This window comes from Acidobacteriota bacterium (assembly GCA_035471785.1).
Classification (GTDB): Bacteria; Acidobacteriota; UBA6911; order RPQK01; family DATIPO01; genus JANQFM01.
This window is the reverse complement of record DATIPQ010000110.1, coordinates 1-15431: the sequence shown is the minus strand read 5'-3', so window position 1 is coordinate 15431 and position 15431 is coordinate 1. Positions and strand designations below refer to the sequence as shown.

At 63.4% G+C, this 15431-nt stretch carries 13 protein-coding genes; 4 read left to right on the top strand and 9 right to left on the bottom strand.

Going from position 1 to position 15431, the window contains the following annotated elements; all coding sequences use genetic code 11:
- Positions 1-259 precede the first annotated feature (259 nt).
- The 4 genes from VLU25_16250 to VLU25_16235 form a co-directional block, all read right to left on the bottom strand.
- Positions 260-2668, bottom strand: a complete 2409-nt coding sequence (locus VLU25_16250; GenBank protein ID HSR69488.1) for an ABC transporter permease — start codon at positions 2666-2668, stop codon at positions 260-262.
- 200 nt (positions 2669-2868) lie between these two features.
- Positions 2869-4146 carry a DUF1501 domain-containing protein gene (locus VLU25_16245; protein ID HSR69487.1) on the bottom strand — a complete coding sequence of 426 codons (1278 nt, stop codon included), beginning with the start codon at positions 4144-4146 and terminating at the stop codon, positions 2869-2871.
- Between the two features lie 14 nt (positions 4147-4160).
- Positions 4161-5711: a DUF1800 domain-containing protein gene (locus tag VLU25_16240; protein HSR69486.1), complete on the bottom strand. Its 1551-nt coding sequence runs from the start codon at positions 5709-5711 to the stop codon at positions 4161-4163.
- A gap of 145 nt (positions 5712-5856) precedes the next feature.
- Positions 5857-6444 carry a BON domain-containing protein gene (locus VLU25_16235; protein ID HSR69485.1) on the bottom strand — a complete coding sequence of 196 codons (588 nt, stop codon included), beginning with the start codon at positions 6442-6444 and terminating at the stop codon, positions 5857-5859.
- 222 nt (positions 6445-6666) lie between these two features.
- Here VLU25_16235 and VLU25_16230 point away from each other — a divergent pair, with 222 nt between their 5' ends.
- Positions 6667-7398 carry a DUF533 domain-containing protein gene (locus VLU25_16230; GenBank protein HSR69484.1) on the top strand — a complete coding sequence of 244 codons (732 nt, stop codon included), beginning with the start codon at positions 6667-6669 and terminating at the stop codon, positions 7396-7398.
- 72 nt (positions 7399-7470) lie between these two features.
- Complete coding sequence (locus tag VLU25_16225) at positions 7471-8460, top strand: TIGR00266 family protein (GenBank protein HSR69483.1); 990 nt, start codon at positions 7471-7473, stop codon at positions 8458-8460.
- Positions 8461-8554: 94 nt separating this feature from the next.
- On the opposite strand, the gene VLU25_16220 is transcribed toward VLU25_16225, so the two are convergent.
- Complete coding sequence (locus VLU25_16220; protein HSR69482.1) at positions 8555-9466, bottom strand: RDD family protein; 912 nt, start codon at positions 9464-9466, stop codon at positions 8555-8557.
- 338 nt (positions 9467-9804) lie between these two features.
- Here VLU25_16220 and VLU25_16215 point away from each other — a divergent pair, with 338 nt between their 5' ends.
- Positions 9805-11880, top strand: a complete 2076-nt coding sequence (locus VLU25_16215) for a S9 family peptidase (protein HSR69481.1) — start codon at positions 9805-9807, stop codon at positions 11878-11880.
- Positions 11881-12162: 282 nt separating this feature from the next.
- On the top strand, positions 12163-12582 hold the full coding sequence (locus VLU25_16210) for a DUF4870 domain-containing protein (GenBank protein ID HSR69480.1): 420 nt from the start codon (positions 12163-12165) through the stop codon (positions 12580-12582).
- Between the two features lie 197 nt (positions 12583-12779).
- Here VLU25_16210 and VLU25_16205 read toward each other — a convergent pair whose 3' ends face one another.
- The 4 genes from VLU25_16205 to fdhD all read right to left on the bottom strand — a co-directional run bounded on the left by VLU25_16205 (position 12780) and on the right by fdhD (position 15209).
- Positions 12780-13229 (bottom strand): nuclear transport factor 2 family protein, encoded by a 450-nt coding sequence (locus tag VLU25_16205; GenBank protein ID HSR69479.1) that lies wholly within the window; start codon positions 13227-13229, stop codon positions 12780-12782.
- Between the two features lie 116 nt (positions 13230-13345).
- Entirely contained in the window at positions 13346-14047 is a 702-nt protein-coding gene (locus tag VLU25_16200; protein HSR69478.1) for a hypothetical protein, read from the bottom strand.
- Positions 14048-14155: 108 nt separating this feature from the next.
- Positions 14156-14317 carry a hypothetical protein gene (locus VLU25_16195; GenBank protein HSR69477.1) on the bottom strand — a complete coding sequence of 54 codons (162 nt, stop codon included), beginning with the start codon at positions 14315-14317 and terminating at the stop codon, positions 14156-14158.
- Between the two features lie 64 nt (positions 14318-14381).
- Positions 14382-15209: a formate dehydrogenase accessory sulfurtransferase FdhD gene (gene fdhD, locus VLU25_16190; GenBank protein ID HSR69476.1), complete on the bottom strand. Its 828-nt coding sequence runs from the start codon at positions 15207-15209 to the stop codon at positions 14382-14384.
- Positions 15210-15431: the final 222 nt, after the last annotated feature.

Genomic DNA, 15431 nt, shown 5'->3' with positions numbered 1-15431 from the left:
CCAGAAACCGCCAGGGGCGCTCAAAGCCGCTGTCAGCGGTGAGCAGCGTCGAATGGCCGAGGGCTTGAGCGGGCCTTGATTCAAAAAAATGGAGGCCCGTTCCCTTGCCAATCCAAAGACTTGAATGGTGCTTCAAGCCGCCAAAAGGGACCCATTCCGACTCCCCAAAGCGGCAGGCAGTCAAAACGGCACAGCCGCCGGGAGCAGGCGGCGGACTGCCGTTTCTGACATACCTTGTTTTCTTCGCAGCGCCTCATCCTTATTCGGAGCGCAGCGCCTGGATGGGATCGACGGCGGCCGCCCGGCGGGCGGGCAGATAGCAGGCGGCGCCGGCGACCAGCACCAGGACCAGCGCCACGGCGCCCAATCCGCTCCCTTCCACCTCGGCTATGCCGGCCAGCACGTAGGAGATTCCATAGTGGGCCGCCAACACTCCAGGCAGGGCCAGCAGCAATCCGATGGCGGTCAGCATCAGTCCTTGCCGGGTGATAAGACCCAGCACCTGTCCCTTGCCTGCTCCCAGGGCCATGCGCACTCCGATCTCGTGGCGGCGCTGGACCACCGAATAGGCCAGCACTCCATAGATGCCCACGGCGGAGAGGACCAGGGCCAGGGCGCCGAAGCCGCCCATGATGATGGAGATGACGCGGGCCCCGGTGAAGAACTGGGCGATAAAAGCATCCAATGTGAGCATTTGCCCCACCGTGGCGTCGCGCTCCAGCGACTCCATCTCCTGTCGGATCGATTGACTCAGGCCGGGGGCCGCCTCGCCTCGCGTCTTCAGCATGAAGGCCATGGAGTTCCTCGACTGCTGGGCCAGTGGAAGATAGATGACGGCTTGACCTTGCGAGCCCACTTGCAGGAAGATCTGCATGACGTCGTCCACCACTCCCACAATGCGCCGCTCCTTCTCCAGCACCCGGAGGCGGCCGCCCACGGCTTCTTCCTCAGCGAACCAGCGCTGCGCCAGCGAACGGCTGATGACGGCCACGGCCTGGCCCTCCCCGCGGTCGGAGTCGAGCAGCGGGCGGCCGGAGCGCAGCGGAATGCCCAGGGTCTCGAAATATCCTGGCAGCACCGTGATGCAGAGGGCGCTGGGCGGGGATTCGCCGTCGCGGGGAACGAGATCCTCAGGGGTGAAGGGAACGCTGGGCAGGAAGGGCATGCGGGGCAGGCTGCTGGCGGCGGTGGCGCCCTCCACGTCGGGAAGGCCGGCCAATCGCTCCGCGGCCTGCTCGAAAAAGGAGGCCGACTGCTCGTCCTTGTAGCGTTCGCCGGGCAGGGAGACGCCCATGGTGAGCAGGTTAGAGGTGTCGAACCCGCTTTCTACCCGCTGCAGGCTGCTGAAACTCTGGATCAGCATGACGGCCCCCGCCAGCAGCACGGCGGCCATGGACACTTCGGCCACCACCAGTCCCTTGCTCAGCAGTCGGCGCCGCCCTCCCGCCGTAGCTCCCCGGCCTCCTTCGCGCAGGGTGTCGGAGATCTCCACCCTGGAACCTTGCAGCGCCGGAGCGCTGCCGAAAAAAAGCCCTCCGGCCACCGTCACGGCCAGGGTGTAGAGCACTACGTTGGTGTCCAGCACCGGACGCATGAAGGCCGGCATGAGGGGAGCGAAGGCGGCGTGCATGAAGTGGATTCCTACGTAGGCCAGCAGCATTCCGATGGCTCCGCCGGCCAGCGACAGGAAGAGGCTCTCGCTCAGCAGTTGGCGCAGGATGCGCAGGCGTCCGGCCCCCAGCGCCCGCCGCACCGCGAACTCGCGCTGGCGCTCATATCCGCGGGCCAGCAGCAGGTTGGCGATGTTGGCGCAGGCGATGGCCAGCACGAAGATGAGGGCGAACTGCAGAAGAGCCATGAGGATGCGGTTCTGGTCGTCGGGTATGCGGTCCTGAAAACGCTCCAGCACCGCCGAGTGTCCGCTGGTGGTTTCGGGGTGCTCCTCCCTCAGGCGCCTGGACACGGTTTCGATCTCGGCTCGGGCCTGGGGCAAACCGACTCCCGGCGCCAGGCGTCCCAGCACCAGCAGGTTGCGGTTGGAGCGCGATCCCTGGCCCTTCTCCAGGGGCAGGGGGATCCACAGCTTGGCTCCGGGCGTGAAGATCTCGAATTCGGGCGGCATGACGCCCAAAACGGTGTAGGGCTCGGAATTCAGTTGCAGCGTCTGTCCCAGTATGGAGACGTCGGCGCCCAGGCGCTCTTCCCAGAAGCGGTACTGCAACACCACCACCTTCTCGTGCTCTTCTCCGGGCTCAAAGGTGCGTCCATGCAGGGCGTCCACTCCCAGCACCTGAAACATGCCGTCGGTGACCCGCTCGCCCATCAGAGGCTCGGGACGATCCCCCCGGGTCCAGTTGACCCGGGCGCCGCGAAACCCCTCCAGCAGGCCCAAGCCCCGCGTGCGCTCGCGATAGTCGATCAACTCAGGTTCCGACAAGGGCGTGAAGTTGGCGGGCGGCACTTGCCCCTCGCGATCCAGCCAGAGCAGCATGAGATTGCCGGGATCATCGAAGGGCAGGGGACGGAAAAGCAGGCCGTTGGTAAGACTGAAGACTATGCCGTTGCCTGCGATGGCCAGCGCCAGGGAAACGATGGCCAGGCCGGTGATCAGCCAGCCCCGCCTGAGAGTGCGTAGAGCGAATCGGACATCCTGAAGTAAAGTGGACACGGCGCCTCCTCATCCAATCTCCCTTGCCTGGCGGCTTTCCCGATATCCCCTCTACGAAAGACGGAGCGCAAATATTCGGATGGGATCGCGCCTGCAGCAATCTGGTCTTTTGACGCGCCACACTCATAGCCCACCTCAGCCAAGGCTATGGAGTGTTTGGGCGCAGGCAAGGCGCCCACGCCTACGTAAGGCGCCCACGCCTATACGTTGAGAACGTCCAGGGTGGGCCAGGACTCTCCCAGCACGGCGGCGGAGTCGCCGCCCAGCCAGTTCTCGAGCACGGTGGCATAGACGCTGCGGAAGTCCTGGGTGAAGGTCATGTCGCCGATTTGATCGAGCTGATCGGGAGCCAGGCTGGGATGCTCTCCGTGGAATCCGCCGATGACCGGTCCGCCCAGCAGGAACATCTGGTTGGCGGTGCCGTGGTCGGTGCCGTCGCTGGCGTTTTCGAAGAGCCGCCGTCCGAACTCGCTGAAGGACATCACCAGCACGTCCTGGTCGAAGCCCAGTTGCTTCATGTCGGCCCAGAAGGCGGCCAGTCCTTGCGAGAAGGTGTCCAGCAGGGTGGCGTGAACGCCCTGCACGGGATTGCCGTTGCTCTGCTCGGCGTGAGTGTCGAATCCGCCCAGGGTGACGTAGAAGACGCTCACACCCAGGTCGGCGGCCATCACCCGGGCTACCGTGCGCAGGTTCTCGGCGAAAGCGCTGTCGGGGTATTCCACGGTGCTGTTGTATCCGCCCTGTCCCTCCAGCAGTTCGATGGAGGCCAGGGTGGCGTCCAGCGCCGTCTGGCCCACGAAGTCCTGCAGCCCGAAGCGGTTCTGGGGCTGGGCCAGCACCTGCTGGAAGGCGGCGTTGATATTGGCGCCGTCCGGGTACTCGCCGCCCCCGTCGCCCGGATTGAGGTTGGTGTCGAGCTGGAAGGTCTCGATGCTGCGGATGGCGGGAGACGCTCCCTGAGAGGAGATCATGGCCTTAGGTACGCCTCCCCCGATAGCCAGCGCCTCCAGGGTGGCCTGGCTGTCCAGTTCGTCCAGGTGCTTGGCCAGCCATCCGTCTTTGGCCACGATCTCAGGTTCGGCCGTGTGCCAGATGTCGGAGGAGCGGAAGTGGGAGCGGTTGGGGTTGGGGTAGCCCACCCCGTGAATGGCTGCCAGGACGCCCTCGTCCCACAGGTCGCGCATCCCCGTCATGGCGGGATGCATGCCGTAGGTGTCGTCGATCGTGAGCACATCATTGGCAGGGATTCCAAGGGTAGGGCGCTTGTCCCTGTAATTGAAGTCGTTGTAGGGGATGATGGTGTTGAGCCCGTCGTTGCCCCCCGCCATCTCCAGCACCAGCAGCACCCGTCCGTTGGCCGCGGCGGCCTGGGTGATGCCCTGGGCCTTGGCGGCCTTGATGGACTTGACCAGGAAGGTGGGCGCGCACAGCGCCGAGGAGAGAAAAGTCAGGTTCTTGAGAAAGTCTCGCCGTTTCATGGATCGCGCCTCCCCTAGTTGGTTTGGTAGGCCGGAAGCAGGGTGACCAGGTAAGCCAATCCCCGCACCTTGGTGTCGATGTGGACGGGATTGGCGATGTCGAACTCGCCGATGGTGCCGTCGGCCTGACGCCGCAGGTAGTCTTCCAGCACCAGCTTCTCGTCGGCGGTGGCGTCTCCGGCCAGCAGGCGGTCCACGAAGTGATCCACTACGTCCTCTTCGGAAACCAGTCCGTACCGCTGCACCATGCCTTCCAGATCGGCGGGATTGACGAAACGCACCACGTCGGTCTCGCGGTTGCGTACAGGGACCGGCTGACGGATGGCCAGCATGTCGTTGTAGTAGTCGTAGCGGAAGAGCAGGGTGGAGGTGTTGACCCAGCCCACCCCGCTGGTCCATCCGCCCACGTCGGGAGGCAGGAAGAGGAGCTGGTTCATCTGATTGATGAAAAAGGGCAGGAACTCGGGGCTCTCCAGCTCCATCTCGCGGGCGAAGGCCACTCCGGCCTCCACCGGCGCCTTCATCAGGCCGCGGTAGGCCCGCTGGGAGAAGAACTCGGGATGGCGGAAGATGGCCCGCAGCAGCGGCTTCAACTCGTATCCGTTCTCGCGCAAGACCCTTCCCAACTGACGGATCAGCCCCGGGTCGGGATCGGGGTAGACCAGGAACTCCCACAGCTTGGCGGCGATGAACTCGGCGGTCACGTCCTGCTCGAAGATGATGTTGATGATGTCGTCGCCGTTCCAGTTGCCGGTCCGGCCCAGGAAGGTCTTGGGGCCGAAGTCGTGGAGGACCGGGATGAAGAGGAAGTCGTAGTCGAATTCGTCGGGGTTCATGCGGTCGAAGTCGAAAGTCCATCCGGTGAAGGCCCGGGCTGCTTCCTGAATGTCTTCTTCGGTGTACTGGTCGACTCCCATGGTGAACAGTTCCAGCAACTCGCGGGCCCAGTTCTCGTTGGGCTGGTTGCGAACGTTAAGGAAGTTGTCGAGCCAGATGAGCATGGCCGGATCGCGGGCCATGTCGTGCACCAGGTCCTTGAAATTGCCCAGGGCGTGCTCGCGAAAGGTGTCCTGCTGGATGAGGATGAGGGGCCGTCCGGTGGAGGGCTTGACCTGATTGACCTCCTGCAGCGAAGTGGCGAAGTGGTCGTGCCAGAAGTAGGTCATCTTCTCCAGCAACTGGCGGCGGCTGTTGATCATGCGGTAGAGCCACCAGCGGTTGAGTTCCACCGGATTGGCCAGCACCAGCCCCTCCACCTGGGGAACGGCGCGGCTGAGCTGGTAGTCGCGGGCCGCCAGGGCTTCTTCCATGGCCGAGTCGTCGACCGTCTCGTATTCCAGGAGTTCGTCCAGCGTGGCGATGAATCCCTGCGAGACCATGCGGTCGATTTCTTGAGGAGAGGCTGAGAATCCGGCGCGGCGCATCAGGTGGGCGGCGTTGGCGCGGTCCCAGGTGAAGCCCGGGTCCCGTGCGGGAAAGGAGGGGCGTGTGGTGACCGGCCCTTGGGCCGCCAAGGATGCTCCGGCCAGCGCCAGGATGAGAATGAACAGAAGCGGGCGTTTCATGTCTCCGGCCTTTCGCAACTGAAGTGTTCGGGCTTAAACGTTATTCTCTTACGGACCTGTCGGCCGCCTGTTTCAGTACAATTGTCCTAAAAGCGAAAATTTTCGCTTTTAGGAACGCTGAGAGGCGGTGGCTGGAAGTCGCCTTCTACTGGACTTGCAGGCTGTTGACCACCGAGAAAACGGCGTCCACGCCCTTGGCCTGGATCTCTGCGATTTGAGCGTCCTGGCGGTTGTTGACGACTCCCAGCAGGGTGATATGGCCTCGTTCCACGATGATGTGGATGGCGTGTGCGCCCAGATGGAACTGTCCCGTGTCGACTAATTCGGAGGCGCTGCGTCCGCGGGGAGAGGGGGGGATTCTGACCGATCCGCCTCCCGGCAGGTATTTGCGCAGTTGAGGATGACCGTAGATGGCCGAGTAGGCGGCTATGCGGATGCGGTCGTCCACTGTCGAGACCGGCAGCACCTGGATTTCATTGTTGACCGTCTCGACGCCCTCGATTCTCTGGACGGCGGCATTGGCCGAACGGCGAAGCGTGGGCCTGCGCACCATTCCCGACAGGTGGACGGTGCCGCCTTCCACTGAGTAGGAGAGCCAGTCGAAGGCTCCATAGTCGGCCAATCTGCGCAGGCTCTTCTGAACGTCCCCTTGCAGCGTGGACTGAGCCGGCAGCAGGACGCCCGCAGTTGCCAGGGCCAAGGCCAGCAGGGTTAGCACGGATTTGCGATGCACGGGACCTCCTTCTCCTGCTCTCTCCTCTTATCGATCTACCCGACATGATAGCCCAGTGGCGCTATCGGCGCAGCGCAAAAGGGGCGGGTGTTGCGGCTGAAGCGGGTTTCTGAGTGAAAGCAAGCCTGCCTGGCGTTGATCCATGTGGGGCTGTCGACTAGACTGCTAATGTCATGTTCGTGCTCGAACAAAGCGAAAACTGAAAGCGTAGGAAGAACCAATATGTTTGATGCGCAGCGTTTACTGGGCGGATTGGTCAAGTCGCAATTTCGCGGGTCTCGTCGGCGCAGCCGGAGACGCCGCCGCCGCCGATCGAGCGGACTGGGATCGCTGCTGGGAGGGGGAGCGGCCACAGCCGTGGGCATGGGAGCCCTGGGTGTGGGCATTGCCGCCTTCGAGCACTTCACCCAGTCCAAGAAAGGCGGTTCGGGTCAGCAGTCGCCGCCCGGGCAGCAGCCTGCTTCGGGAGGCCCTCCGCCGCCCCCGCCTGGGTCCGGCTCATCGGGCGCGGCCCCTCCTCCTCCTCCGGCCGCCGCCGGGGGACCTCCGGGAGCACCGCCTGCGCCTGAGTCCTCTTCTCAACAGAATCAGGAGCAGGCCCTCCTGCTGATCAGGGCCATGATCGCCGCTGCCGCGGCCGACGGCGAAATCGATGCCGAAGAGCGGGGAGCGATTCTGCTCAAGCTGCGCCAGAGCGGGTTCGGCAAGGAAGAACGCGACTACGTGCGCCAGCAGATGGAGAAGCCGCTGTCGCTGGACGAATTGCTCAAGGAACTGGTCAAGCAACCCCAATCCCAACAGCTCAAGCCCCAGGTCTATGCCGCCTCGCTGCTGGCCATCGAAGTCGACACCGAGGAAGAGCGGGCCTACCTCAAGCAACTGGCCGAAGGCATGGGCCTGGATGAAGAAACGCGGCAGGACATCGAGTCCGAGCTGGGCCTGGAATTGGATTGATGGACGACCAAGACCCGGTCGTTAGAAAGAAGTTAAACGTGCCGCTTCAGGCATAGAGGGAAGGAAATCAGCATGTCTCAATGGTATCTGAGTTACGACGGCAAGCAGGAAGGCCCTTACGACCTCAAGCAGGCCTCCGAGAGAGCACAAGCCAATCCCAGCGGATACGGCTGGCGCGAGGGGCTGGGCGAGTGGAAGCCCATCGGCCAGATCCCCGAGCTGCAGGGCGGGGCCTCTTCGTCGCCGCCTCCGCCGGTGCGGGTGGGAGCTGCCGACGAGATCGACTACGAGGTCAAGGGCACGGAAATGCAGTTTGTGGAGGTGGAACTGGACCCCGGCGAGAGCGCCGTGGCCGAGGCCGGCTCCATGATGTACAAAGACGACGACATCGTCATGAACACCATCTTCGGCGACGGCTCCCACCAGGCCGAGAGCGGCGGGTTCATGGACAAGCTGCTGGGGGCCGGCAAGCGGCTGATCACGGGCGAAAGTCTCTTCATTACGGTTTTCACCCACCAGGGGTCGGGCAAGGCCAAGGTGGCTTTCGCGGCGCCTTATCCGGGCAACATCCTGCCCATCAGCCTGCCCCAGGTGAACGGGACGCTGATCTGCCAGAAAGACAGCTTTCTATGCGCCGCCAAGGGCGTTCAGATCGGCATCTTCTTCCAGAAGAAGATTCTCACCGGTCTCTTCGGAGGAGAGGGCTTCATTATGCAGAAGCTGGAGGGCGACGGCCTGTGTTTCGTCCACGCCGGAGGAACTCTGGTGGAACGCCAGCTCAAGCAAGGCGAGACGCTGCATGTCGATACCGGCTGCATCGTAGCCTTCGAGCAGACCGTTGACTTCGACATCCAGAGGGTGGGAGGGGTCAAGTCGATGATCTTCGGCGGCGAGGGCATCGTCTTCGCCCGTCTGCGCGGTCCTGGCCACGTGTGGATGCAGTCTTTGCCCTTCTCGCGCCTGGCGGGACGCATGCTGGCCGCCGCTCCTCAACGTGGCGGCAGCAAGGGCGAGGGATCCATCCTGGGTGGACTGGGCGACATGTTCGGCGACAGCCGCTAGCTTCGCAACTTCCAATCTCCAACACACCCAACTCACAAGTGCGGGCTGAGCCTGCGAGTTGGGGATTGGTCCTTGGAACTTCGACCGCAGGTCGCTAAATGGCGCCTTCGGCCATCAGGGCCAGCACGGCCAGTCCCAGCACTCCCATCACGAACAGGGTGGGGACGGCGAGCAGCAGGAAGATGTAGAGGACCACCTTCCAGGCCGGGATTTCGCGGTGCTCGACGTCGAGTTCGAGTCCGCGGTCCCACCTGGTGTCGCCGTGCTCCTTGTAGCTGAAGTACGACCAGATCAGGGCCGCCAGGGCCAGGATGTGGAAGCCGGCGGCCATGCCCATCACCATGGCCCATCCGGTGCGCCGCATTCCGGTGCCGAAACCGACTTTGTCTCCAGAGCGGTCGCGCACGCGGACGTTGAGCAGCCATTTGCCCGGCGTCCAGCCCAGCGTCGAAAGCATGGCGCCTTCCACCACGATCCAGATCAGGAGGAAGATGAGTCCGGAGAGGATGCGCGAGTCGAACACCCATGGGGGCATCGTCAATCCCATGGCGAAGCCGACGAAGATGCCGCCCATGGTGAGATCGAAGAAACGGGCCCAATAGCGCACCCAGGGCCGGATCTGAGCTCCGGTGGCCCAGCCGTCCATTTCAAAGCCGTCATTGCGTTCCCAGCTATCGTTCAGCGTGCCTTCGGCAAAGGAACCGTTGACGACCGTTCCGGCCGATCCCTGCAGCGGCGATCCGGGAGGAGCCGGCGGCATGGAAGAAGGCCGCGCCACTTCGGGCGTGCTGAAGAAGTCGACTTCGCTGGCCGGCCTCCACTCGGCGCGGAATTGGTCGGGACGCACCAAGGCGTCTCCGGGCAGGGAACCCTTGTCGAAGAGCGTCTGCAGCTCTTCGGCCTCGACCGGTCCCCGGCGCTTTTTGTCCTTGAAGTAAAACCACCGGGAAACGCCTGAGGAGGCATCTTCTCCAAGTGGCGGTGCAATATTTGCCAGTTGAGCCATACCCGCCATATCGGCGCGGGGCGCTTGAACTTGAGGCTGAATTCACCTTTGTGACAACGGTCACTTTATTGGCGCTAGGGCCGATAGGCGGCCAACAAGTTCACACCCCAATCAAGTTCCAGCGACCGCGCTGAAGGCCTAATTGCTCTCGGCGGCATCAGGCTGCTCGCCTGTCTCTCTCGCTGCCGCCTCCGGCAGAGTCCACAGCGCTCATCCCCTCTTGCGACTTGGACTTTGGAAGTTGGCCATTGCGCCCCCCCGGCGGTCTTGACCGCCGGGAGGCGCTGGGATACCGTGGGTGCAGGCGCAAATCCCTTCCCCCTCAAGGAGGACATCCCATGACACGACTTTCCCTTCGCTTGCTGGCGGCGGCGCTGGGGCTGGCGGTCCTCGGCCTGCCCGCCTCGGCCCAGGATTCCGCTGACCCGACACCTCAACTCAAACGCCTGCAACTCGAGACTTTTCTCGACTTTGAGCGCGTCTCCAATCCCCGCATCTCGCCCGACGGAAAGCAGATCCTCTATACGCGGCGCTGGATCAACAAGATGGAGGACAAGTGGGAGTCGGAGATCTGGATACTGAACGCCGACGGCAGCCGCAACCGCTTCCTGATCAAGGGCTCCAACGCCGAGTGGTCTCCCAGCGGCGACCGCATTCTCTTTACCGCGCCCGGAGAGCCCAAAGGCAACCAGATCTTCGTGCGCTGGATGGACGCTGAAGGGGCCGTCAGCCAAGTCACGCGCTTGACCGAGTCGCCCTCCAGCCCGACTTGGGCCCCGGACGGCGAATCGATCGCTTTTCTCATGTTCGTGGATGCTCAGAGCCGGGACTGGAGCATCGACCTGCCCCGCGCTCCCAAGGGCGCCAAGTGGACGCCGGCCCCCAAGATCGTGGAGAATCTGCGTTGGCGCCGCGACCGCATCGGCGATTTGCCCGACGGGCATCGTCACATCTTCACCGTACCGGCCGAAGGCGGCACTCCCCGCCAGATCACCTCGGGGGAGTGGAACCACAACGAGATCGAGTTCACGCCCGACGGCAAGTACATCCTCTTTGACGGGCTGCGGGTTGACGACGCCGAATTGGTCTACCGCGAATCGGAAATCTACAAAGTCGAGGTGGAAAGCGGCGAGATCACCCAGTTGACGACCCGCAAAGGACCCGACTCGGATCCGCTGGTGTCTCCCGACGGCAGCCAGGTGGCCTACCTGGGCCATGACTGGACCGATGACCCCTACCTGGTTCCGCACGTTTACCTGATGTCGGCGGACGGCTCCAATCCCCGCCTCATCTCCGGCGACTGGGATCGCCGCCCCTCCGACATGACCTGGGCCGAGGACGGCAGCGGCCTCTACTTCACCGCCCGCAGCAGGGGAAGCGCCAACCTCTACTTCCTGCCCGCCGAGGGCGGTTCGGTGCAGGCTGTCACCCAGGGCCAGCACATGCTGTCGGTGGACGACATCTCCCCTCAGGGCCTGGTGGTGGGCACCCGCAGCGCGCCCCACGACCCCGGCGACATCGTCTCTTTCAGCCTCGGAGACGCCGCCGCCATTCGCCGGCTGACGCAGGTCAACGACGACGTCCTGGGCGACCTCACGCTGGGCGATGTCAAGGAGATCGTCTACACTTCCTCCGACGGGCTGGAGATTCAAGGCTGGTACATCACTCCTCCCGGATTCGATCCCTCGCGCCAGTACAAGATGATCCTCCAGATCCATGGGGGCCCCCACGGCATGTACGGCGTGGGATTCAACTTCGCATGGCAGGAGCACGCCGCCAACGACTACGTGGTGCTCTACACCAATCCGCGCGGGAGTTCCGGCTACGGAAGACAGTTCGGCAACCGCATCAAGTACGCCTATCCCAGCAAGGACTACGACGACCTGATGGCGGGAGTCGACGCCCTTCTGGCCAAGGGATTCGTGGACGAGAGCAACATGTTCGTCACCGGATGCAGCGGCGGAGGCGTGCTGACGGCTTGGGTGGTGGGCCATACCGACCGCTTCGCGGCCGCTTCCTCCAACTGCCCGGTCATCGACTGGGTCAGCTTCGTAGGGACTACCGACGGCAACCTCTACTGGTACAAGAACTTCGCCAAGTATCCCTGGGAGGACGCCTCGGAGCACTTGCGCCGCTCGCCCCTCAGCTACGTGGGCAACGTCAAGACGCCCACCATGCTCATGACAGGCGTCAAGGACCTGCGCACTCCCATCGCCCAGACCGAGGAGTTCTACCACGCCCTCAAGATGTTGGGAGTCCCCACCGCCATGATCCGCTTCAACGACGAATGGCACGGCACCGGCAGCAAACCCAGCAACTTCATGCGCACCCAACTGTACCTGCGCCACTGGTTCGAAAAACATTCCCGCAGCCCTTCTCCTGAACCCACCGAAACCACCGGGGGACAGGAGTAGCGGGGTCCGCATGTCTCTTGAGGCCGCTTCCGTTTCAGGGCGGTGGCGGCCTGGGGGGCTCCCGGCGGGACTGCCGACTCACTGAGGAGAACGAACCCCGCTCGGCTGCGCCCTCAGAGCGGTTGCGGAACTCCGGCCTCAGCGGTCGCCGCTGGGGACTGAAGTCCTACGACTGCCCAACCTGTTCTACTGGAATTTTTACTTCGATGACCGCCATTGAATAAGATGGCCCCCCGGTTCGTTCATACAGGAGCAAGCACGAAAGACGAGTCGAGGCCCGCCATGAACGAGCCCATCCCCAACAGAGAGCGTGACGCCCGCACCTGGGCGGCCTTTTGCCACCTGGCGGCCTTCGGCGCCTTCCTGGTGCCGTTTGGCCACATCATCGGCCCGCTGGTCGTGTGGCTGGTGAAACGCCACGAGCACCCCTTTATCGACGAGCAGGGGCGCGAGGCCGTCAACTTTCAGATCACCCTCACGCTGATCTTCGCGGCACTCGTTTTCTGCCTCATCTTCCTGGCCCTGATCATGCTCCCGGTGCTGGACCGCCAGCCTGGTTTGGTCTTCCTGTTCATCCCTGTAGCCTTCTTGTTGCCCGTCGTGGCCTTGACCGATTTCATCCTCATCCTCGTGGCCACCATCCGCGCCGGCAACGGCCAACCCCACCGCTACCCCCTGAACCTCCGCCTCATCCGAGGTTAGCTGCCCTTCGAGGTGAAACACGATGACGCCGAGGGAGGCACTGCCATATCGCTCGATTCCGATTTCGAGCAAGTCGGCTTCCAGCGGCTTACCCAGTGATTAGGATCCGATGCTTTCGCAGGGTCAGACAACTCCTTAGACAATCGGGCCTCGAATGGAGCTGCAGTTCTGCTGTGAACCGCGGAGCCGATTCGCCACTATTCGGCAGGCGGGGGCGACTGCCAGAGGACGTTCATGATGACCCACTTGCCATCGACTTTGGCCAGGTGGAAGTAGTCGATGCCCCACTCGGCGGTCAGTTTGGCCGAGGCGGTCTTGTCGAGCACTTCGTAGATTTCGATCTTCTGAGGCGCGGACTCGGGGTCGACGCGTCCGTTCTCGTTCCAGTCGCCGGCCAGCTTGACCAGTTGCTCGAAGGTCATGGGGTAGAGCGTGTACTGGCCGTCCTGGCGGTAGAAGCCGCGCTTCCACAGGTCGGGATGGACGCTTCGCTCGATGCGCTCGGGTTCCACCAGGTAAATGCCCAGCACATAATCTTCAATGGCGGCGCGGACGCCTTTTTCGTCTTCGGCCTTGTCGGCCGATGCCGCCCAAGCCGACCCTGTAATAAGTGAGATCGCCAGTAGAATCCATAGGAATCTCTTCATTTCGTGCTCCTCTCAGTCTTTCAACGTCGCGGCGAGGCTGGCGTTCCGCTTATTGTGCCCGAGCCCTGGGCCGGGGAGGCTTGGGTGGAATCAGCACGGCACAGCTATGGCACTGCTTAGGCCGGCAGACGACCATTGGGATCCAAGTCAGGCAAAGCCGTCAGGAGGTGGCCGTCGGGATCCCATTCAGGACCGCCCCTGTGTGTCCAGTCCATGGGACCCAGGACTGGATTTGTGGCCAGCATCCGCCCGTTGGGGTCCAGATACGGGAGTGTCGCCAGCATCCTTCCGTCGGGGTCCAGATACGGGAGTGTCGCCAGCATGCTTCCGTCGGGGTCCAGGTGGGGAAGCGCGGCCAGCGTCTGTCCGTTGGGGTCCAAGTGGGGAAGCGCGGCCAGCGTCCGGCCATTGGGATCCCAGTCAGGGCCACCGGTGCGCGTCAAGCCGTCGGGATCGAGGGTCGAGCCCAGGGCCAGCCGGTCGGGAAAAATGACGGGACCTGGAGTCCGCAAACGGCCGTTGGGGTCCATAGTCGGATGGGAGGCCCGTCCATTGGGGTCCCAGTCAGGGCCTCCGGCCAGCAGACGGCCATCGGGATCGAGCAACGAGCCGATGGCAAGCTGCCGCCCGTCGGGGTCGAGCAGCGAACCGATAGCCAACTGGCGCCCGTCGGGATCTATCTGGTAATTGACAGCGTGGCTGTCGGGTGTCGCCTTCTGAAGCGAAGCGGGCGCGAAGGACGAGAGCAGCGCCAGTGAGGTGAGAGCCAGCGCCGCAATGAGCAGACGACGGCCTGCGGGGGAAAGGTAATTCGACATAGTCTTCTCCTTCTCCGTAGAAAACTAAAATTTGTCCCCCGACAGGCCAAAGGCTACTCGAAAACCCGTCAACGTGTCAATGGGCATTGTGAGGAATGGTGCTCTCGTCTACCGCTGCAGATCTTCCGGCTTTTGGACGGCGTTCTGGTTGTCGGCATTGAGCTGCATGGACTTCTCGTAGAGGGCGGCAAGGTGTGAGCGGAGGCTGGCTGTGGGGGTGAGTTTCACCTTCTCGTGAAAGGCTTGGGAATGGTGGCGGTGAAAGTGCAAGCTTCGCGGTCGTCATCGAATCTGATTTGGGGCCACCTCTTCGACGGCGCGCGGCGACGAGGTTTCAGCCGCTCAGGCGGCCGGGGTCGTGGTAGGTGTTGAAGTCGCCTTGGCGAACGAAGCCGCACAGGGTGAGGTCGAACTCCTGAGCCAGTTGGACGGCCAGGCTGGAGGGGGCGCTGACGGCGGCCACCATGGGGATGCCGGCGGCCAGGGCCTTTTGCAGGATCTCGAAGCTGGTGCGTCCGCTGACCATGAGGATGCAGTCGGAGGCCGGCAGGGCGTCGTCCAGCAGGAGGCGTCCCACCGCCTTGTCGACCGCGTTGTGGCGTCCCACGTCTTCGCGGCTGAGGATGAGCCGGCCAGTAGGCGAGAAGATTCCGGCGGCGTGCAGTCCGCCGGTTTGCTGGAAGACGGCCTGGGCATCGCGGAGCTTCTTGGGCAGCGAGGAAATGACGGAGCGGTTCACTTGAGGACAGCGGGGATCGAGCGCCACCTGGCCCAGATTGGCCCGCAGCGCGTCCAGCGAGGCTTTGCCGCACACCCCGCAACTGGAGGTGGTGTAGAAGTGGCGCTTGAGCGACGAAGGATCGAAAGCCGCCTCCTTGGCGAAGTTGACGCGCACGCTGTTGCAGCCGGAACGCTCGGGCAAAAGCGGCTTGCGCGAGGCCAGCAGCGAGGCATCGGGCAGAAGTCCTTCGCCGTGCAGGAAGCCCAGCGCCAGTTCCCAGTCGTTGCCCGGCGTGCGCATGGTGATTGAGACCGCCTCTTCGCGAAGCTCTCCCTCATCAAAATAGACCACGCGGATCTCCAGCGGCTCCTCCACCGCCAGCAGATCCTCGACCTGCCGTCCCTGGCGCTCAATATTGACGCTGGCGACTCTTGGGTCCATCTGCTGCCCAGTATAGCGTGCCGGAGGCCTGGGGCCGAATAACCGCTAATGCAGCGCGTCAGAAGTTTTGAGCCACCCTGTGGCGTTATCCCACGCTTTCAGATGCTATGTGAGCCGGTTTTCGAACCGGCGCCGGAGAAAGCAGCGGGTCGCTGCTGTTAGGCTGATCAAAAACTTCAACGAAAGGAAAAGCCATGAAGACAACGACCCGTGAGAGAAAGT